At 38.4% G+C, this 20,290-nt stretch carries 17 protein-coding genes; 10 read left to right on the forward strand and 7 right to left on the reverse strand.

Features of this window, described 5'->3' with window-relative positions:
* Nucleotides 1-169 precede the first annotated feature (169 nt).
* A complete protein-coding gene (gene crtW, locus H6G75_RS09095) occupies nt 170-943 on the forward strand; it encodes a beta-carotene ketolase CrtW (RefSeq protein ID WP_190979620.1) in 774 nt (257 codons plus the stop codon).
* Between the two features lie 135 nt (nt 944-1,078).
* Here crtW and H6G75_RS09100 read toward each other — a convergent pair whose 3' ends face one another.
* The 3 genes from H6G75_RS09100 to H6G75_RS09110 form a co-directional block, all read right to left on the reverse strand.
* Entirely contained in the window at nt 1,079-1,744 is a 666-nt protein-coding gene (locus tag H6G75_RS09100; RefSeq protein WP_190979621.1) for a glutathione S-transferase family protein, read from the reverse strand.
* A 132-nt stretch (nt 1,745-1,876) separates the two neighbouring features.
* Nucleotides 1,877-3,001: an aryl-sulfate sulfotransferase gene (locus tag H6G75_RS09105; RefSeq protein ID WP_190979622.1), complete on the reverse strand. Its 1,125-nt coding sequence runs from the start codon at nt 2,999-3,001 to the stop codon at nt 1,877-1,879.
* 55 nt (nt 3,002-3,056) lie between these two features.
* Entirely contained in the window at nt 3,057-4,094 is a 1,038-nt protein-coding gene (locus tag H6G75_RS09110) for an NADP(H)-dependent aldo-keto reductase (RefSeq protein ID WP_190979623.1), read from the reverse strand.
* A gap of 863 nt (nt 4,095-4,957) precedes the next feature.
* Here H6G75_RS09110 and H6G75_RS09115 point away from each other — a divergent pair.
* The 4 genes from H6G75_RS09115 (at nt 4,958) to H6G75_RS09130 (ending at nt 8,258) form a co-directional block, all read left to right on the forward strand.
* On the forward strand, nt 4,958-5,212 hold the full coding sequence (locus tag H6G75_RS09115) for an RRXRR domain-containing protein (RefSeq protein ID WP_190979624.1): 255 nt from the start codon (nt 4,958-4,960) through the stop codon (nt 5,210-5,212).
* A gap of 125 nt (nt 5,213-5,337) precedes the next feature.
* Nucleotides 5,338-6,459 carry a sulfonate ABC transporter substrate-binding protein gene (locus tag H6G75_RS09120; protein ID WP_190979625.1) on the forward strand — a complete coding sequence of 374 codons (1,122 nt, stop codon included), beginning with the start codon at nt 5,338-5,340 and terminating at the stop codon, nt 6,457-6,459.
* A gap of 103 nt (nt 6,460-6,562) precedes the next feature.
* A complete protein-coding gene (locus H6G75_RS09125; RefSeq protein WP_190979626.1) occupies nt 6,563-7,384 on the forward strand; it encodes an NADPH-dependent oxidoreductase in 822 nt (273 codons plus the stop codon).
* A gap of 85 nt (nt 7,385-7,469) precedes the next feature.
* Nucleotides 7,470-8,258 (forward strand): SDR family oxidoreductase, encoded by a 789-nt coding sequence (locus H6G75_RS09130; RefSeq protein ID WP_190979627.1) that lies wholly within the window; start codon nt 7,470-7,472, stop codon nt 8,256-8,258.
* A gap of 248 nt (nt 8,259-8,506) precedes the next feature.
* Here the strand turns inward: H6G75_RS09130 and H6G75_RS09135 are convergent, their stop codons facing one another.
* From H6G75_RS09135 to H6G75_RS09145, 3 genes are all read right to left on the reverse strand, one after another.
* Nucleotides 8,507-8,869 carry a KGG domain-containing protein gene (locus tag H6G75_RS09135; protein ID WP_190979628.1) on the reverse strand — a complete coding sequence of 121 codons (363 nt, stop codon included), beginning with the start codon at nt 8,867-8,869 and terminating at the stop codon, nt 8,507-8,509.
* Between the two features lie 411 nt (nt 8,870-9,280).
* On the reverse strand, nt 9,281-9,472 hold the full coding sequence (locus H6G75_RS09140; protein WP_190979629.1) for a hypothetical protein: 192 nt from the start codon (nt 9,470-9,472) through the stop codon (nt 9,281-9,283).
* An 842-nt stretch (nt 9,473-10,314) separates the two neighbouring features.
* Entirely contained in the window at nt 10,315-11,286 is a 972-nt protein-coding gene (locus tag H6G75_RS09145) for a DUF362 domain-containing protein (RefSeq protein WP_190979630.1), read from the reverse strand.
* Nucleotides 11,287-11,630: 344 nt separating this feature from the next.
* Between H6G75_RS09145 and H6G75_RS09150 the strand changes: the two genes are divergently transcribed.
* The 4 genes from H6G75_RS09150 (at nt 11,631) to H6G75_RS09165 (ending at nt 18,014) form a co-directional block, all read left to right on the forward strand.
* Entirely contained in the window at nt 11,631-12,260 is a 630-nt protein-coding gene (locus H6G75_RS09150) for a response regulator transcription factor (RefSeq protein ID WP_190979631.1), read from the forward strand.
* Between the two features lie 175 nt (nt 12,261-12,435).
* On the forward strand, nt 12,436-13,548 hold the full coding sequence (locus H6G75_RS09155; RefSeq protein WP_190979632.1) for a hypothetical protein: 1,113 nt from the start codon (nt 12,436-12,438) through the stop codon (nt 13,546-13,548).
* 167 nt (nt 13,549-13,715) lie between these two features.
* Nucleotides 13,716-14,096 carry a hypothetical protein gene (locus tag H6G75_RS09160; RefSeq protein ID WP_190979633.1) on the forward strand — a complete coding sequence of 127 codons (381 nt, stop codon included), beginning with the start codon at nt 13,716-13,718 and terminating at the stop codon, nt 14,094-14,096.
* Nucleotides 14,097-14,447: 351 nt separating this feature from the next.
* Nucleotides 14,448-18,014: an eIF2A-related protein gene (locus H6G75_RS09165; protein WP_190979634.1), complete on the forward strand. Its 3,567-nt coding sequence runs from the start codon at nt 14,448-14,450 to the stop codon at nt 18,012-18,014.
* A gap of 149 nt (nt 18,015-18,163) precedes the next feature.
* Here the strand turns inward: H6G75_RS09165 and H6G75_RS09170 are convergent, their stop codons facing one another.
* Nucleotides 18,164-19,582 (reverse strand): aspartate ammonia-lyase, encoded by a 1,419-nt coding sequence (locus tag H6G75_RS09170; protein WP_190979635.1) that lies wholly within the window; start codon nt 19,580-19,582, stop codon nt 18,164-18,166.
* Between the two features lie 137 nt (nt 19,583-19,719).
* Here H6G75_RS09170 and H6G75_RS09175 point away from each other — a divergent pair, with 137 nt between their 5' ends.
* Nucleotides 19,720-20,286, forward strand: coding sequence for a Uma2 family endonuclease (locus H6G75_RS09175; RefSeq protein ID WP_190979636.1), 567 nt, complete (start codon nt 19,720-19,722; stop codon nt 20,284-20,286).
* Nucleotides 20,287-20,290 lie beyond the last annotated feature (4 nt).

A 20,290-nucleotide genomic window follows, 5' to 3' on the forward strand; every position in this document is an offset into this window, starting at 1 on the left:
ATCGATATCTAACTTTAGTACAGTATATTTATTGAAACTCAAGATAGATGAGAGATCATTTATCTCAGATATTAAAATATACAACAATTAGAGCAAAGATTAAAATAAAAAAAATCAACAAATAAATCCTTATACAATAGATATAAATTAACAAATCCAGGATTTGCGGATGACTCAGATAGATTTATTATCATCACAATCACCAAAACCAGATTTTGCTATTAATGCAGAAGCAAAAACATCTCCAGGTATTTTCATTGCTAGTCTGATTTTAGGCTTGTGGGTAATAAGTATCACATTATTTTTTTTACTCAATATTTATAAAACCCCAATTCCCTTAATAGCTATAGCGATACTTTGGCAGACATTTCTATATACGGGATTATTTATTACTGCTCATGATGCTATGCACGGTGTAGTTTTTCCTCAGAATCCCAAAGTTAATAATTGGGTAGGTAGAATATGTGTGTTTTTGTACGCATTATTTTCTTATCAAGAGCTACTCCAAAAACACTGGTCACATCACCGCTATCCGGCTACTAAAGATGACCCAGATTTTTACGATCAGCAGCAGCAAAATTTTTTCGCTTGGTATTTTAACTTCATTAAATCATATTGGAATTGGCGACAACATTTGAGATTTATATTGGTATATATTTTTCTGAGATATATCTGTAATATACCTGAAGCTAATTTAATTTTATTCTGGTGTATACCATCTATTTTTAGTTCAATTCAACTATTTTATTTCGGCACATTTCTCCCTCATAGAAGACTCGCAGAAGGCTACACAAGTTTACACTGTACACGCAGTACACATTTACCTGTGTTTTGGTCATTTATTACTTGCTACCATTTTGGTTATCATAAAGAACATCACGAATATCCTCATGTTCCTTGGTGGAGATTACCAGAGGTTTATCAGGCGGGGAAGTATCAATAGGTTTATCCGGTATTTTAGATTAACCTTCCGGTAGCGTTTGGAAGTTTAATAGAGAATTCAAGACAATATAATCTGTGAGGTAGACATACTACCTCACAGATTCCTTGCTTAATTCAGCAAGTTATAATTGCCAGACTAGACAGCAACAGGTGTAGCAAATCTAGCATAACGCTCTATGTAAAATTCCTTGGGATTAGCGATCGCTTTTACAGAATCTCTTTCTTTGAGAGCATGTTTCCACTGTTTCAGACGGGTGAATTCGGCTGGTAGGGGAAAATCACGATATTTCTTGAGTGCAGCCCAACGCTCAAACCAAGGAAAGAAGGTAAAATCTACCAAACTAATGGATTCACCAAACCAATAGGGGCCGTCTTTCGACAACTTTCCAAATGCTTCGTTTTCAATGAATTCTAAATGTTTGTAGAGTTCTTTTTTCGCTTCTTCTTGTTTTTGAATATCTGGACTCCGCAAGAGGCTAGAAAAAGCTGGAACGAATCTAGTGTTAGCAAAATCAATCCAGATGCGAGCTTGAGCTTTATCTATGGCATTGTTGGGTAACAATGGCGGATTAGGAAATACTTCATCCAGATATTCGTTAATGACAGCAGATTCCCAAACGCGGTGATCGCCATGTACCAAAGCTGGTACTTTGCCATAAGGAGAAATATCTGTAAATCCCGTTGGCTTATTCTGCAAGTCAATTTCAATCAAATCAAAGTCGATTCCCTTTTCTTGCAATACCAAGCGAGAACGGTGAGCAAAAGGACAAACGACGGCGCTATATATTTTAACTTCAGCCATGTTTACGTTCCTTTGTGAATCGGAATTTGTAGTCGGCTTTGAGATAGTTCATCCCAAATCTGTTAATTAGACAGAGACAGAAGTATTCAACTTTTTTCCCTCCTGTCTCCTGCCTTCTTCCTCCTCCCTTCTTTACAGCCAAGGCACTTCTTCAGGTGCGTAACGGAAGGCGCGGAAGACTGAATTCTGTTCCCCACGAGCCACCAACGACTTTTCGCCAGGGACATTACGAGTCGCAAAATGGGGGTTGACGTATTCCCAAACTAGTTCCCCTTCTCCAGTCACCTCAAAGATGCGCCCATAAGCACCTTCGGTAATCAAAGTATTACCATTCGCAAGGCGTTGCGCTCCTGATATGTAGGAACTAAAGAAGTTATGTGGTGGACTATCGGTATACTCCCAAACGATTTCTTGAGTTTGGCGGTTCACTTCAATCACACGGGAAAAATTTAGTGCTGTATGACGACGATGTGCGCCATTATCAAAAATCAAGATGTTGCCGTTAGGTAATTCGTTAGGAAAATGCTGCTGTGCTAGTACATTATCCCCCAACGTCCAGATAATATTTCCGGTTTGGCGATCGATAATAGCAACGGTAGAAATATTACGAAAGCTCACGATAATATTGCCATCAGCCAGTTCCCCGACAGTATTACCGTGAGTCCATTCATGTCGTTGGTCTTGGGGAGTAATAAAAAATTTCTCTGGGTCGAGATGTTCGTAAGCGTGCCAAGTCCAAACAATCTCGCCTTTAGAAGTGACTTCGTAAAGTACATCAGCATAGATATCACCATCGGCTTCTGTGCCGGCGATACCGCCTTTGATGTGAGGAACTAGAGATTGGGGTATTTTTTCAATAGCTAATAAAATTACATTGCCATTGCGGAGTTTTCGCCCATCATGATGATGATCTGGATGCTGATATTCCCAGATGATCTTGCCTTTGGGGTCTACTTCTAAAACCACACCACCTTTAAACGCCGACCACAAAGGAAAGCGCGGGGGAATCTCCGGTGTCTTACCGTTATAGAACAAATTGCCATTCGGTAAGAGATAACCATATAACCCTGGCGGATAAGGCAGATTCCATTGATGTACCACTTCCCCTTGCAAGTCCAAAAGATATACTTCTCCATTACCCGTCAAAGGTGTAAAGAGTGTATACCCTTTAAAAACTTTCTCAGGATTGTAAGCTTTTAAGCCAGTACCTCGACGACGGATAGTATTTTGTTCAACAAACGTTTTGGCGAGAGTCATTTTCTACCTGGGAAATCTCTAAATGTTGGAGTTCAATTAGCAGAACGAAAAACTTTTAAGGTGCTGGGTTGGGATGTTGAATATTAATTTCATCCAACTCTGCCAAAATCTCTTTACTGAGAACTACATTCGCACTATCTATGTTTTCTTGGAGTTGTTCTAAGGTTGTTGCACCAATAATTGTGCTAGTTACGAACCAACGACTCCGCACAAATGCTAAAGCTAATTGTGCAGGGCTAAGTTGATGACGTTTGGCTAGTTCTACATAAGCTGCAACTGCTTCGGTGACTTTTGGTTTGAGATAGCGTTGACCAAAGTTTTCAAATAGGGTGATTCTGGTATTTTCTGGTTTGCCGTTGAGATATTTACCAGTTAAAAAACCAAAGGCTAAAGGACTGTAAGCTAATAAACCAATGTTTTCGTAATAAACTGCTTCAGCCAAAGCACCATCAAATACTCGGTTGAGTAAGTTATAAGCATTTTGGATGGAAATAACTTTGGGTAATCCTAATTGTTTCGCAGCATTACTAAACTGCACAACCCCCCAAGGGGTTTCATTACTCAAACCAAGATAACGAATTTTTCCAGCTTGAATAATATCAGCAAAAGCTTCTAGTTGTTCGACTATCGGCACAGATGGTTTTGCTTGGGTAGGGTCGAAAATTGTCTGTCCGAAACGTGGCACATAGCGGTCTGGCCAGTGAATTTGATAAAGGTCAATATAGTCTGTTTGTAATCTTTTTAAGCTATCATCTACAGCTTGTTTAATATTATCGCGCTCAATGGCATCTGCTCCGCCACGTAACCATTTAAAGCCACGTCCAGGGCCAGCAATTTTAGTTGCTACTATAACTTTATCTCGCTGCTGGTGTTTCAACCATTCACCAATGTATGTTTCTGTAAAACCATAAGTAGCCTCTTGCGGTGGTACTGGGTACATTTCCGCAGCATCAATAAAATTAACCCCGTTAGCAATAGCATAGTCTAGCTGTTGGTGAGCTTCTGCAATACTATTTTGCCGTCCGTAAGTCATTGTACCAAGGCAAATTTCCGAAACTTTGAGGTCACTTTCACCTAGTTGGTTATAACGCATATTTCTGTGTGATTGATCAATTAAATAATTTACTTTTTCGAGATGCTCAATTTTCTAATTTAATGATTAAATACTGAATTCTGTCAACTCTCGATGTTTGTATATTTATCTAATAACTAAAATATGAACAAGCATATTATTTTCACAATGTTTTAACTATACAAATCACAAAATAAATGTCATACATATCAAGATAAATGGCTTTTATTTAAGCCTATTTTTGCTACCAATTATATGAGAAACTGCATTCCATAAATCTTGTAGAGAGTTTTGTACACAACCTCTCTACGACAACCGATAAATTACAGCGTTATCGAGTAATAGTACTATACCTCTTCTACAAAATACGATAAATCTGTCTACTTACCGTAGATTCTACCAGAAAGTTATCCAGATTTCTCAGTTACAAAAGTTTATATAACTTGGTTCTGAGTATGAGTTTGGAAAAAGTTGCAGAATTTAGCAGTCAAAATCAACCAGTGGGAGATTCAGTCCAACCACTGATTGAGCGTGAGTTTTAAACTCAGGTAAATTCTGATTCCTGAATTCTGACTCCTGAATTCTGTTTGATAAAAACTTATCTGTCAAAAAGCTCCAGCAATTAGCTTGCTTTTTTAATTTGTCTGTGTTAAGTTTTGTTTGTACTCTAAACAACGGTAAGTCGCTCGATAAACCGATGTTTAAGGACACGATATCACAGCTAAATGGGCGGTAATTATAGGAGAGTGCTGGAGTTCACCTCTAGGCTCTCATCTTTCTTATGAAGAGTAAAAGTATAGATGCGATCGCAATTTTGATAGTTCAGAGGTGAAATCAGCAAATGCGATCGCTTAATCAGTGGAACTAACAGTATTTTTTGACTTATGACTAAAGTTTTAATTCTTGATGCCAATCAACAACCGCTATCTCCGGTACGTATCAGCCATGCCAGAGCATTATTATCTCAAGGTAAAGCGACTGTCTTTCAACGATATCCCTTCACAATTATTTTGAAAGAGTCTTTATCGCAAATCCAACTAGAACAACTCGGCTTTAAACTCCAACTCAGCACGGTTGTTACCAAACACAAAAAAGTGGGGATGGAGATGAGCTACCTTGGCAAGCGCGGTTATCGTTAACAGAAAACAGGGGAGATTTGCAAGTGATCACTCCTGATTATCGTGTCAACTTCCCCTGAATTAATAGTATACAACTGTAACTCTATAGATTTATAGTATTTAAAAAGGTTTGGAGAAATATTCTCATGACTAGCTTGATATTTCGCCACTTAATTGCTAGGTGGCGATCGCTAATTAAATTTCTCAATCTGCCCTTACAAAAATCTCCTGGATTTCGCTTTTATACTGCACCTTTACCCATAGCAGGAGCTTTCATTACAGGTCTTTGTTTGAGTTTGTTGTTTGCCGCTTGCTCATCACCATCGAATGTTAGTACTTCTAATACTAGCGCCAGTCCAGTTAGTAATTCAGCACCTCAAGAAGCTAAAGTAATTAGATTTGGCTATCAAAAATCACTCATTTTGCTCAAGGCTAAAGGAGTATTAGAAAAGCGATTTGCACCAGAAGGAAAATCTGTAGAATGGATTGAATTTCCCGCCGGGCCACAACTACTAGAAGCGATGAATGTCGGTAGTATTGACTTTGGTCATGTCGGTGAATCACCACCAATCTTTGCCCAAGCCGCAGGTGCCGCATTGACTTATGTGGCTGGTATTGCACCTAGTCCAGCAGGTTCAGCAATTCTTGTCCCAGAAAATTCTCAAATTAAGCAATTGAGCGACCTGAAAGGTAAAAAAATTGCTTTTCAAAAAGGTTCTAGCGCCCATTTATTACTAGTTCAAGCTCTGGAAAAAGGTGGCGTAAAATATAGTGAAATTGAGCCAAAATATTTACCACCAGCAGATGCACGGGCAGCTTTTGTCAAAGGTAGTGTTGATGCTTGGGTAATTTGGGATCCGTTTTATGCAGCAGCCCAAAAAGCCACGAATGCGCGTGTACTTGTTGATGGTACAGGCATTAATAAACAAGGGGGATATTATATCGGGAGCCGTAAGTTTGTTACCGAAAATCCCCAAAGTGTGAAAGCAATTCTGGAAGAGATTCAAAAACTAGAAGAATGGTCAGCACAAAATCGAGATGAAGTTGCTCAAACTCTTGCACCTGTGTTGGGTATTGATTTAGAAACCATGAAAAAAGCAACTAGTAGGCGTAGTTTTGGTGTAGTGCCGATTGATGAAAATCTCATCAATTTACAACAAGGAGTTGCCGATACCTATTATCAACTAAAGTTGATTCCTAAACAGGTGAATGTCAGAGATGCACTCTTAACCAAAGAACAATACGCGGCCTTTTCACCCAAGACGTAATAATTAAGAATCCAGAGTTGGGAAGCCAAAATTCATCATGGAATATACTCTTCTTCAATTCTGGATTTAACAAAAACCGCAATTCTATACTCTGTCATTATCTATGAGCAATCCTACAGAACTATTACACTCGCGCTATGGTGAACTTCCTTTTAATTCCCAAATTGATTGGAATGAATCACTGACAACATTACTGTCTCACCGTTCCATCCGTTCTTATCTCAGTGATTCTCTACCACCAGGAACATTAGAGATTTTAGTGACAGCCGCGCAGTCTGCATCGACATCTTCTAATCTGCAAACCTGGAGTGTAGTAGCAGTTGAAGATTCCCAGCGCAAAGAAGAACTATCAAAACTAGCGGGTAATCAAGCACATATTCGACAAGCACCACTATTTTTGGTTTGGTTAGCAGACTTGGCACGGCTGAGTTACGTTGCCGACAGTCGCGGTATCAACCATGAAGCTTTAGACTATTTAGAGATGTTTGTTATGGCAACCGTTGATGCTACCTTAGCCGCCCAAAACGCCACGATCGCAGCTGAATCTCTAGGCTTGGGAACAGTATACATCGGTGGGATTCGCAACCGCCCAGAAGAAGTAGCACGCATCCTCAACTTACCTTCCTCTGTATATGCAGTATTTGGGTTATGTGTGGGTTATCCTAACCCCGAAGTAAATGCCGCAATCAAACCGCGTCTACCACAATCAGCCGTATTGCATCGAGAAACTTATAAATTAGCTGAACAAGATGAAGCGATCGCCCACTACAACGACATCATCAAACAGTTTTATACTGAACAACAGATGAACGTTGCTGGTGATTGGTCACAACATTCCTCTGAGCGTATTGCCACAGTAGAATCTTTAAGAGGACGCGATCGCCTGCGTGAAGCCTTAAATAATCTCGGTTTTCAGTTACGATAATCAAGAATTCAGAAGTCAGAATAAATCTAGTAAATTCTGAATTCTGGCTCCTGAATTATGTTTGGATCATTACACAACAAAGCTTATGGATTTGCATCTACATGGCAAAATAGCCTTAGTGACAGCAGCTAGTAAAGGTCTAGGTAAAGCTACAGCACGGCAATTTGCCCGTGAAGGTGCAAAAATTGTCATTTGTGCGCGGAGTGAAATTATAGAAAAAGCTGCTGCTGAAATTGAGGCGGAAACAGGTACAGAAGTTTTGGCTTTACGTGCAGATGTTACCCAACCAGCAGATATAGAACGGGTGATTAATGCTACTGTCGAGAAATTTGGCGGCTTAGATATTCTCGTCACCAATGCAGGTGGGCCACCCCCCGGCACATTTGATGATACTGATATTACAGCGTGGGAAAATGCAATTAACTTAAATCTGCTGAGTGCAGTGCAGTTAGTCAAATCGGCTTTGCCTTACTTACGCCAATCTACTGCACCAGCAATTCTGACTATTACTTCATCTTCTACAAAACAACCAGTCAAAAATCTTGTCTTGTCTAATTCGATTCGCTTGGCAGTCATTGGTTTAACTAAAACTTTAAGCCAAGAATTAGGCAGTGAGCAAATTCGTGTCAACAGCATTTTACCTGGTTGGACATATACAGAACGAGTAGAAGAATTACTCAACGCTCGTGTAGTTAAAAGTGGCAAAACTAAAGCCGAAGAAATCGCCAGTATTAATACATCTGTGCCTTTAGGAAGAATGGGGACACCAGAAGAATTTGCTAACGTTGCGGTCTTTTTGTGTTCCCCCGCCGCCTCTTTTGTGAATGGTGTAATGCTACAAGTTGATGGCGGAATGAATGCCGGTACATTTTAGAACTTAGCCGTTGTCATAGTAGAGACGTTGTATACAACGTCTCTACAACAATGGAGGCTGTAAAAATATAATCAGACTTACGCAGTGAGCCGGAAAATCAAGGGTTTAAGGAACGGTAAAGGGGTATAGGTGTTCAAAACCTTTACATACCTACACCATTACCGTCTTCTTAACAGATAACCTTTGGACTTAAGTCCCGTATAGATATGAAAAACTCCTACACCTATCTCGACAAAGATAAGTCCTGACTATTTATCTTTCTTGGTGTTCTTGTGACTTTGGCGACCAGCTTCAGCATGTTGCTCTTTGCTACCACCTTGAGTACCTTTTGATTCGGTATCGTCAGAATCTTCGATATCGCCAGCATCATCTTTTTGTTTTTTGCGACCACCACCGTGAGATTGTTTTCCACCTTCACGACCAATTTCAGCCATGTGTTCTCTATCTTTGCTGACGGTTTCGCCTCCTTTACGTCCAGCTTCACGGGCTTCTTCAGAAGTAAATTCGTGAGCTGTACCTTTTTCGTGAGCAGCGTGTCCACCTTTGCTGGCGATTTCGCGTTGCTTATCTTCATCCATAGAAGCAAAGCCACGTTTACTTGTATCTGACATAATATTGCTCCTGGTTATGAACTATAGTTTTTGACTGTTACAGTCAGTAAAAACTTTTAGCTGATTCACGTTCTCAATTTAGCTATCTAAAAAGCAGCTTTCATTGGCCATAGGAGAGAATAATGCCAAATTAAACCCCAACTTCAGATATATAACCTCCGCTTGACTTTATCCTTTTTTGGGGAATGCGATCGCCTTCACTCAGAAGTTTCACCTAAATATTTTCCTAAACTCTTAATTTTCCTGGTTTATAGCTCAGTTTTGCAGATAAAAAGCGCCACTAGTTTTTTTAGTGACGCTTTTTCTCAATGCTGTAGCAGATTATTACAGAATTTAGTTCTCAAGGCTGGTTAGAGAAACTATTCTTCTGACTCCTGAATTCTCATATCATTAACTAACGGGGACTGGAAATTATTCTGAGGGTTTTTGTAGTTGATATGTCAGGGATTGTTGATTATTTGGGACTACATCATTAGAGGAATAATGGGCGATGACAAATAGAGGTAGGGTTAAGGTTAACAGTGCGATCGCGGTTCCCACAAAGTCTGCCAAACGATGGGAATATGTATCGGTAGTGTTTGCAGACTGACTATTTGAATCCATACAAATTTGAAATTCTTCAACTCACTTGATAATTTTTCTCTCTCGGAGAGAGTCTTGATGCTATTTTAACGATTTTTTACTGACTACTGTGTAGCAGTCAAAAAAGTCAACCAGTTTGGTAGGTGTCATAACAACAATTTTATCTCCGACAAGATTGATACAAAGTTACAGAAAAACATTTCGGAATTATCTAAGTGAATAATATGTTACGATTCCTTGCAAAGATTTGCCAACTTTGGGTTAAGCACAGGTTAATAAATTGCATCAAAAACTACATTTTTTATTTTGTGCCGATATAAATTGATAACTTATCTTAAAACAATTGTTGAGATTATAACATCTGAAAATACTCTAGATAGGCTGGTTTCACAGGTTTAGATAATTTTACCCATAAGCAATGTCTACCGAAATCTCACTGAATACTTTGATACTTTTTATTATCAAACTCAGCCTCAACAGCAATCGCATCATTAGTAAATGATTCGATAACAAACGCTCCGAATCAGGATAGACATATTCATTGAGCGCACAAAAAGCCGCCTTGTTAATTCACCATACTAGTGTTATGTAACATTAATTTGGGTTTGTCAATCTATACATAGGTAGAGTAAAAATACCTTGAGAATAAAGTTTTAGATCCCCGACTTTTCCCAGAAGTCAGGGATCTATTTGTTAACAAATAATTAAAGTTTCATGACAAATTGCCGACATAAAAAACCGCCAATAGATAATGGCGGTTGTCTGGTTAAGCAATCGGAGGGTAATTAAAGCTTAATCTCTCAACTTAGTGATTGCTGTAGCTGACTTTGCAGTTAATAATTCTCGAAAATTGCCTATTTAAACTATCCTCTGCTATATGTATTCATCGGTTCTTTGATAAATCGAATGTAAAGATGTTTAAACGTAGATTTGATCACACGGGGCATAGCAAAATCTATTGGCATTAACTTATCAGGTAAGCGCCAATCTGAGATTTGTAATAAATCAGGATGTAACAGCGGAAATTCAATTTCATCTAGTTCGGGACAAACCCCCAACCTTTGGGAAGCCGCAACAGTCGGAACTTGCTGGGGTGAAACATTGAGAATTTCTACCATCGCCCTATCTAAAGCAAACACATCCGATGCGGCGGCTAAAATTCCTAAATTCCGAGGTTCGCCACCACTAGGGCCATTACCTTCATGACCAATAATGCCATCTAAAATAGTTAAATCAGGGTTGATTGCTTTAGCCGTTTCTACTAACATCTCACCAAACCGGTTAGCATCTTTCCCGGCTTCCATGTGCCACCAAGCCTTCATTTTACCGGGAACACAACCAAACAAATTTTTCACACCCAAGGTTACAGTTAATTGCATGTGAGATTTAACTTTGGGCAGATTAATCACTACATCGGCTTCCATTGCCTCTTTACACAGTAGCAGGTGGTTGAAATTTTCGCTGACTGTGTGGTAACGCTGTCCATGAAATTCGACGATGGGAAGATTGAGTTCTTGGATAAAAGATTGATAACCATTAGCAATAGCGACTCCCTTCGCACTTCCAAAAGCCGGACTATCCCCCAAAAATGGTTGACCACCAGCTTCGATAACCATTTTGGCAACTTCGTAAACCAGTTCTGGACGAGTAGTGCATTCTTTGGTAGGACGTGCGCCTGTGAGAAGATTCGGCTTGAGTAATACCTTTTGTCCTGGTTTGACAAAAGCTGCGATTCCCCCCAGTGGTTCTAGCACAGTGGTTAGGGATTCCCGTAAAGCTTCATTGTCGTAAGATGTCGCCCTGATTAAGCTAACTGATGGTTTGTATGTCTGCATAGGTAAATAATTGCGTTGAAAATGGAATAGGTATGAATATTGAATAACACATTACATGATATTAAATTTTCTCCACAGGAAGCTTAAAATCAGCATTTATCACTTTCATCGTCTGAAAATGTGGAAATTAGCTTGATTTTTCTGTTTTTACTAGTCAAGATAAAACTTAGTTGTAATTTGCATAAATTTATTGTGTTTTCTAGATATATATCGTAGTTCCCTTGGATAGCAAATTTTATCCAAATCTAGTTTTAGATTCTTCGGCTTGTCTGCGGCAAACTCCGTAAAGGCAATCATTTAATTTAGCTACAAATACTGTCTCACCAAACCCAAACTAAACTAGCATGAGCCAATCTAATGTTATTAGCATTTTGATTGCAGACGATCATCCAATCTTAGGGCAAGCTTTAACAACATTTCTCGAACTTGAGCTAGATATGACAGTAGTCGGCTATGCTGGCGACGGACGAGAAGCCATACGGCTTTTTCAGCAACATCAGCCTGACATAACTTTGATGGATTTGCAAATGCCAAAGAAGGGAGGTGCTGATGTGATCGCTACCATTTGTGCTAAGTTCCCACAAGCGCGGATCATTGTGTTGACTGCTTATGATGGTGACGAAGATATCTATCGTGGATTGCGGGCTGGCGCAAAAGGCTATCTCCTCAAAAGAAATAAGCCAAAGGAACTCTTAGATGCTATTCGCACCGTTCATAGAGGTGAAAAGTACATTCCGCCAAGTATAGCGGCCAAGTTAGCCGAACGGATGAGCAACGAAGAATTGAGCGATCGCGAGTTGGAAGTGCTGCGCCTAATTGCCAAGGGGAAGAATAACCAGCAAATTAGCAGCATCCTGAATATTGCTGAGAGTACCGTCAGGTTTCATATTAATAATATTTTCGGCAAATTAAAAGTGAGCGATCGCACTCAAGCCCTAGTCACCGCTCTGAAGCGGGGGATTGTTAGGCTGTAGTTTGCGGCTTGTTGACCTCACATTTTGACAGGTTTAAAACCCAACATTTCGCTAGGGACAATGTTGGACTTATTTTTTATGCTCAGTATATTCACTTAATCAGGAACATTGCTAAATCACTGCAATTATGTGCTGGAATAGCGATCGCACTTCAACCTTTAACAAAAAAATAACCATGAAATCTGTAAAAGTTTCTGCTTTGATTGCTGGATTATCAATAGCGACGGTTAGCGTACCCCAAGTTAAGGCTTTAGTATCAACTGACTTTTTAAATCAAAAAAATCAGATTACCTCAAATAGTGTACACAAAGAAGGTCAAGCAAAACCATACCTCTTAAGTAGTATAAGCAACACCCTATCTTCATCTAATTTAAAAGCTGAGGCTGTACCGCAAGATAGCAAGCTACAGTTTGTCCAAAATACCCAATCTGAAGCTCAACCTGAAGTAATAAAAGAACAAAAAGGGAAACTGATTATTGTCAATAATACCCCTTTTATCGCATTGGTACAACTGTATAGACCTAACGCCAATGAGCCAAATAATTATGCAAACATTCAACCCTGTAGCGCAAGAGTACTTTATGACACTTATAGTAACAAGTGGGGAGTCAGTTTGAATGCTCAGGAAAAGAAAACGGTCTATGATGTTTCTTTTTATGACAAGACCAGTAATACTTTTGGAGTAATAACATCTAAGCTGAATCAGGGTACAGGCACAAAGTGGACTTGTGATTATAAACCTGTAGCGTTAGGTATTGGTGAAAAACCATACCTATCACAAATCAGAGAATACGATACAAAGGTTACTCAACTTGTCTCAGACTCTCAAAGATCGGCCAATACAGGGGATCTGCCCGCTCAAACTTCAGCCATCCTTACCAAAATGTACGATACTCAGTGGGATATGGCAATGGCAATGACTGGGCTACCTCCTGAATACATACCACGAGTTATAGATTATGTAGGAAAACATCCTACGGGTAACACGCAAGATAGGAATGTACTTAATGCTGCTATTGAGAAGTTTAGTAACAGTGGAAAGGTGATAGACGAGAAGCTATACGCAGAGATGGTTGAAGCTTCTAATATCATCAAAGAAGCTGCAAGAAGATATTTTCCTCAATTACCTAAACTTAAAGGTACACAGGTGGTGGCGAATTTGTCATCAGAGGTAGCAACAAAGCTTGATGAGCTTCCTCCGGCGGAAGCTGGTAAGGCTGCGAAGTATGCGGCAGAGAGTCTGCCCGAAGTATGGAAAATAGCAAAAGGGCTTCCTTGGCTTCGGTAGACTCTCACAAATTACCTTGTAGGAATCATAGCGTAATTGTTTGCGATCGCTCTCCAATTAAGTGATCGCAACATCAACAGACCAAAAGTATTCATTCAAAAAGTACTTTCTCATCAAGCAAATTCACAGTCAGAAGTTCACTTTCTAAATTTCAGGAGTTAAAAATCGTGGAACCAATTACACTTATTCTCACTGCTTTAGCTGCTGGGGCTACTGCTGCTGCTAAAGATACAGCAGGAACAGCCGTGAAGGATGCCTATGAAGGTTTAAAGACGTTGATTAAGAATCAGTTTGCAGGTGATCCCTTTGCACAAGGAATGGTCGATGCAAAACCAGAAGAAATTCAGGAAATAGAACGTTTTTTAAAAGACAAAATTATCAAAGCTGGTGTTGATAAAAATGATGACGTTTTAAAAAAAGCAGAGGAAATTAGGGAAATCATGAAAAAAGAAAATCCTGAAGGAGGTTCAACTGGTAAATATGAAGTTAATGTACAAGGCAGTAGGCAATTTCAAGTTGGGGATAACAACGTACAACACAATGCCTAAAGTTAATATCAATTAATATTTAATATCTGTGAGTAAGGTGTGAACTTTGACTTCAATTAATCAAGCAATCTTCTTATACTTTTGATGGTCGCTTGAAAAGCACCTATGTTGTGGGAATAACCTTAAACTTTGTAATTTTCCGTAGGTGTGGTGCTGAAATTTTATTTAAAGGCCAGAAATTGGCTTGTACATCAACACTTACAGACATTTACCGCCTTAATTTTAAAACTAAGGCTCAAACGTTAATACTAACGACTGTTGTTATTGTCTAGTAAAAGTTTCAACCTTATTCACAGATTTATCCATTATATTCAGTGATAAAAAGGCAAATTTAGAAGAGCCACTTACCCTATGAACACTTCTAATATTGGTCAAACAAATAGTATACAAGTCACGCAATCAACGGCATTTCAAGTAGGTGATAACAATAGACAAACAAACATATTTTATGGTGATGATCCGGAAGAAGAGAAAGTATCTGACACTATCGATGAAAATTCTCCCTATCTAGGGTTAGAGTCATTTACTGCTAATGATTCTAATCGATTTTATGGTAGAAAAAAGCTCATCATTGAGTTATTAGAACACTTAGAAAATAATAATTTAATTTTCCTATTGGGGGCATCAGGTAGTGGTAAATCTTCCTTAGTAAAAGCAGGAATTATTCCTAAATTTTCTCAGAAAACCAAACTATTTGCTGAACTTAGTTTTGTTCCTGGCGATGATCCATTTGACGCTTTTTTTGATGAATTACAAACATCCGTTCCTAAACAATTAAAATTTTATAATAAATCTGAAATCAAAAAAATTATTAAAACGGTTGACAACCTCAAATTAAATTCGTCTAGTATTATTGAAAAATTAAGATATGGCAAAAATGATTCTTGGATAATTTTTATTGATCAATTTGAAGAAATATTTAGCCAAACGACTGATGAAAATGAGCGGATACTTTTTATTAACAACTTAAATTCTTTAATTAATTTACAGTCAGAAGGACAAGATAATTACCTGAAAATTATTTTGGCAATGCGAACAGACTTTTTAGATCATCTCACTCCTTTTCCAGAGTTCCAAAAGGCAATTGAAGGTAATATACGTTTTATAACAGAAATGACAGATAGAGAATTGAAGTTAGTCATAAGGAATCCGGCTGCGACTCATGGAGTAAACGTTGATAAGGAATTGATTGAAGAAATTATTAATGATTTTCGTGGCAAATCTCGGTCTTTGCCTCTGTTGCAATATACGCTTGATTTATTGTGGCAAAAACATAATTTATCTGATAGATTTCTCAATAAAGAAACCTATAAAAATTTAGGGCGTGTTGGGGGTGCATTACAACAGCAAGCGGAGAAAATATATAAACTATTTGAATCACAAGGACAAGGGAAAGCAGTTGAAGATATTTTTATTAAGTTAATCACCATTACAGGGGATGGAAAGAGAGTTAGTAAACGGGAAAATAAGTCTAAATTTATCAGTGAAGATGAAGCTTTAGCAACAATTGTTAATGAGCTAATTAATGACCATCGTTTATTAATTAGTGGTCGTCAAAAAGACACGGTAGAAATTGCTCATGAAGCTTTGATTGATTCTTGGTCACGTTTGCAGGATTGGATCACAAAACATGAAGAACAGATTATTTTAGAAAGACAATTAAAAGAATCGGCGACTATTTGGCAAAAATTTAAACCTGATCAAAAAAAAGCAGTTAGTGAATTATGGCGTGGCTTTAAATTAGAAAGAGTTTTAGAGTTACAGAAAGAAAAAGCTTTTGGAGAATTAGAACCCTATATTAATGAGTTTATTAAAGCTAGTATTGATGATCGCAATCGACAACTGGTTCAGGAACAAGAAAACCAAGAACGTGAAAGACATCTAACGCAAGTTAATTTAGAAAAGGAGGTTGCTGCTGCAATTGCTAACTCACGGAACGATTTAAGCAATAACAATAATCTGGAAGCATTAACTAAACTGATAGAGGTAGGAAAAATACTGCAAAAATCACCCGATAGTAAAATTAGTGCAGATATAAAATTGCATTTTCTAATAACTTTTGGGCAAATATTTAACGAAATTGCAGAAAAGAATAGTTTTCAGGGACACAAAGATTGTATCTCAGGGGTAAGCTTTAGTCCCGATAGTCAAATAATTGCTTCTTCTAGTGATGACAAAACTGTCAAGCTGTGGAGCATTAATGGGGATTTGTTACAAACTTTAAATGGACATGAAGATGAGGTGATGGATGTCAGTTTTAGCCCCGATGGCGAAATGCTTGCCTCTGCAAGTCGGGATAAAACCATTAAACTTTGGAAAAAAACCACAGACGCTACTACCCAGTGGATACTAGATAAAACTCTACAAGGCCATAGTCATCGGGTGATTGGTGTTAGCTTCAGCCCAGACAGTCAAATAATTGCTTCTGCAAGTCAAGATAAAACCGTCAGGCTTTGGAACCGAAATGGAACTTTGTTAAATATTTTTAGTGGTCATGAAGATGGTGTGATCAATGTGGCGTTTAGTCCAGACGGTAAGCTGATTGCTTCTGCTAGTAAAGACCACACTATAAAACTTTGGGATTTATTAGAAAAAAAAGAGCTAAAGGGCATTCCTAAAGAGCATTCTCACGAAGTTTCAGCAGTAAGTTTTGGAAGTGATAGCAAAACTCTAATTTCATGTGGCTGGGATAACTATGTTAGGTTTTGGAAGCGTAATGGAAATGTTACATCAATGATAAATAAACAATATCACATAGAAAAATTTAATTATGTTACGTTCAGCCCAGATGGTGAAACAGTCGCCGCAGCCAGCGAAGATGGTCTGATTACTCTCTGGGACAAAAATTGTAATTTTAAAATAATTTTTAAGGGAAATAAAAAAAGCGTCACAAAAGTTAGTTTTAGTGCTGATAGCAAAACTCTTGTTTCTGGTAGTCTTGATGGAACTATAAAAATTTGGGATTGTACTAGAAAATTTAATGGACATTCTAGTGAAATTTTCAAGATTGATTTTAGCTTGGATGGTGAGACAATTGTTACAGCTAGTGCAGATGGAACTGTCAAACTTTGGCAGCGTAATAGTGAACTGCTAAGTAGCTTTCCAGTTAACGATAACAGTATTGATCTTAAAATAAACCCAAAACGAGACATTATTGCTACAGCTAGTCAAAATGAAGTAAAAATTTGGAATTTTAAAGGCAAGAAGCAAGAAAGCTTTTCAGAATATAACAGCCTTGTCAGGAGCATCAACTTTAATCCAGAAGGAACAGAGATTGCAATAGGCTATGTTGATGGAACGGTAATACTTTGGAATATTGATGATGATGAAAATAGAGTTTTAGCAAAGCATACTGAGCAAGTCAATATGCTCACTTTCAGCCCTCAAGGAACAATGATTGCTACAGCTAGTGCTGACAAGACTATAAAGCTATGGGATCTTAACGGTGAATCACTTGCCCATAGAGAGTATGAAAATTATGCTTATTATGTTAGTTTTAGTCATGATGGTGGACTAATTGCCACAGCTAATATGACAGCTAATAAAACTCACCAAATAGAAATTTGGAAGGCTAATAATAATAATATTTATAAGCAAACACCTCTAGGAAATTTTGACAAAAAGGTGATGAGTATTGGTTTTATTTCTGATAGTAATATTGTTGCGTCAATTAGCGAACATCAAACTATAACACTTTGGAATACTGCTGATGGAAGGTTACTAAAGAGTATTGAAGGAAATAATAACTCTTCAGTTAGTGCTGCTTGTATTTTTAGCTCACAGAATGATAAAAGTGCGATCGCTGTAGCTAATTCTGAGAATAGAATTAGTTTATGGAGCTTAAGCTTAGATGAATTATTAAGTAATAGCAACAACCAAATTAGTGATTATACAAAGCGTCTAAGCGACCCAAGTTAACATTACGTCTACGCATTTAATACTTGAATCAGACAGATATCTGAACAACACAAAGTAGAACCCCTCTGAACTCCGAATATTCATATCATGTTAAAAGCGATCGCCCTTGGATAAATATCTGCAATATCAAGCGATCGCTTCTCATTACTTTAAGATTCTGTCTTCAAGGGTACAATGCTACTCATCTGTTCTAGATTTAGCACTTCAGCTAATTCCGCTTCTGTCATTAGCCCTTTTTCTAAAACAATCTGTCGCAAGGATTTACCAGTTGCTAATGATTCTTTGGCGACTTCCGCAGCATTGAGATAGCCAATATGAGTGTTGAGTGCGGTGACTAAAGCTAAACTACCTTCGGCGTAGGCTAAACAGCGTTCCCTGTTGGCAGTAATATTTTGAATGCAGCGTTCTGTCAGCACGGCGATGGTATTACCGAGAATTTCGATGCTGTGAATCAAGTTATAGGCAATTAACGGCATCATCACATTCAATTCTAATTGTCCCGCTTGGGCGGCAAGAGCGATCGCACTATCGTATCCCATCACTTGGAAACACACCATTGATGTCATCTCTGCCATGACTGGGTTATATTTTCCTGGCATAATTGAGGAACCTGGTTGGACTGGGGGAAGTTGAATTTCTTTTAAACCAGTTTTCGGGCCGGAGTCCATCAACCGCAAATCGTGGGATATTTTGACTAAATCCTGGGCTAAGTTGCGTAAAGCCCCAGAAACACTGACAAATGGTGCCATACTTTGCATTGCTGCCATTAACTGCGGCGCAGGTTCTAAAGGCATATTCAGTAATTCTGAAAGAACTTCCACCACACGGGCGCGATATAAAGGATGGGTATTCATCCCCGTACCCGACGCACTACCACCCAAACCCAGCACCATCAAATCTCCAGAAGCGGTGTAGATGCGGTTTTGATGATCTGTGAGAATTTGCGCCCAAGCTGCAAAAGTATCACCCAAACGCACAGGTACAGCGTCTTGCATGTGGGTTCTGCCAGATTTGACGATATCTTGAAATTCTACCCCTTTGCTTTCTAAGGCGGCGATCGCTTTTTCTAAAGCTGGGTGTAATGTATGAGTCAGTGCTAATAAACCACCAATGCGAATTGCTGTCGGGATGACATCATTGGTAGACTGCCCATAGTTTACATGGTCGTTAGGATTAACTTTTTTGTAATTACCTTTTTCGTCACCGAGAATTTCTAACGCCCGATTTGCCAAGACTTCGTTAACATTCATGTGGTGGGAAGTTCCCGCACCAGCTTGATAAACATCTACCACAAATTGGTCGCGTAATTGTCCAGCCAAGATTTCATCGGTGGCTTTAACAATTGCTTGACTAATCTCTGGGGAAATGCAGTCTAATTCACCGTTGACAATTGCAGTAGCTTTTTTAATGAGTAAGCAAGCATCTACGTAAGTATGTAAGGGCTTTAAACCACTGATTGGGAAATTTTCTGTAGCCCGTAGAGTTTGGATGCCGTAATAAACATTACTAGGAATTTGGCGATCGCCCATTGAGTCGCGCTCAATGCGAAAATTTATATTGTCAGTCATAGTATTGTCTGGATGATCTCGAAATACAGATCATGCCACGTAAATGGCACTCACGCCCTTTTTACTATGTACAATCTTCCAAACTCAAATCAATTTATTTAAGTTAACCTAAGTTTAAACACGCACAGGTAAATATTATGATTAAAACACCAACTCGCCGACTCTCTTTAGAGGAATTTTTACAATTACCAGAAACTAAACCAGCAAGTGAATATATCGATGGTGAAATTATTCAAAAACCTATGCCACAAGGTAAACATAGTAGACTTCAAGGTGAATTAGCAACTGCGATTAATCATGTAACAGAACCCAAAAAAATTGCCCTAGCTTTTCCAGAATTACGTTGTACTTTTGGCGGACGTTCCACTGTTCCAGATGTCGCGGTATTTGCTTGGAATCGGATTCCTGTAGATGAAAAAGGCAATATCGCCAATGTTTTTAATACATACCCAGATTGGACAATTGAAATTATCTCTCCTGAACAAAAAAGTAGCACCAAAGTTACCAAAAACATTTTACATTGTTTAAATCATGGTACTAGCTTAGGTTGGTTAATTGATCCAGAAGAAAATTGTGTTTTAGTTTATCCGCCACACCAGCAAATTATATATTTAGATAACGAAGAAGATATATTGCCAGTTCTCGATTTAGTCAGTGATTTAAATTTGACATTGGGGCAATTATTTGGTTGGTTAAAGTTATAAATAA

The organism is Nostoc sp. FACHB-280 (assembly GCF_014697615.1).
Classification (GTDB): domain Bacteria; phylum Cyanobacteriota; class Cyanobacteriia; order Cyanobacteriales; family Nostocaceae; genus Nostoc_B.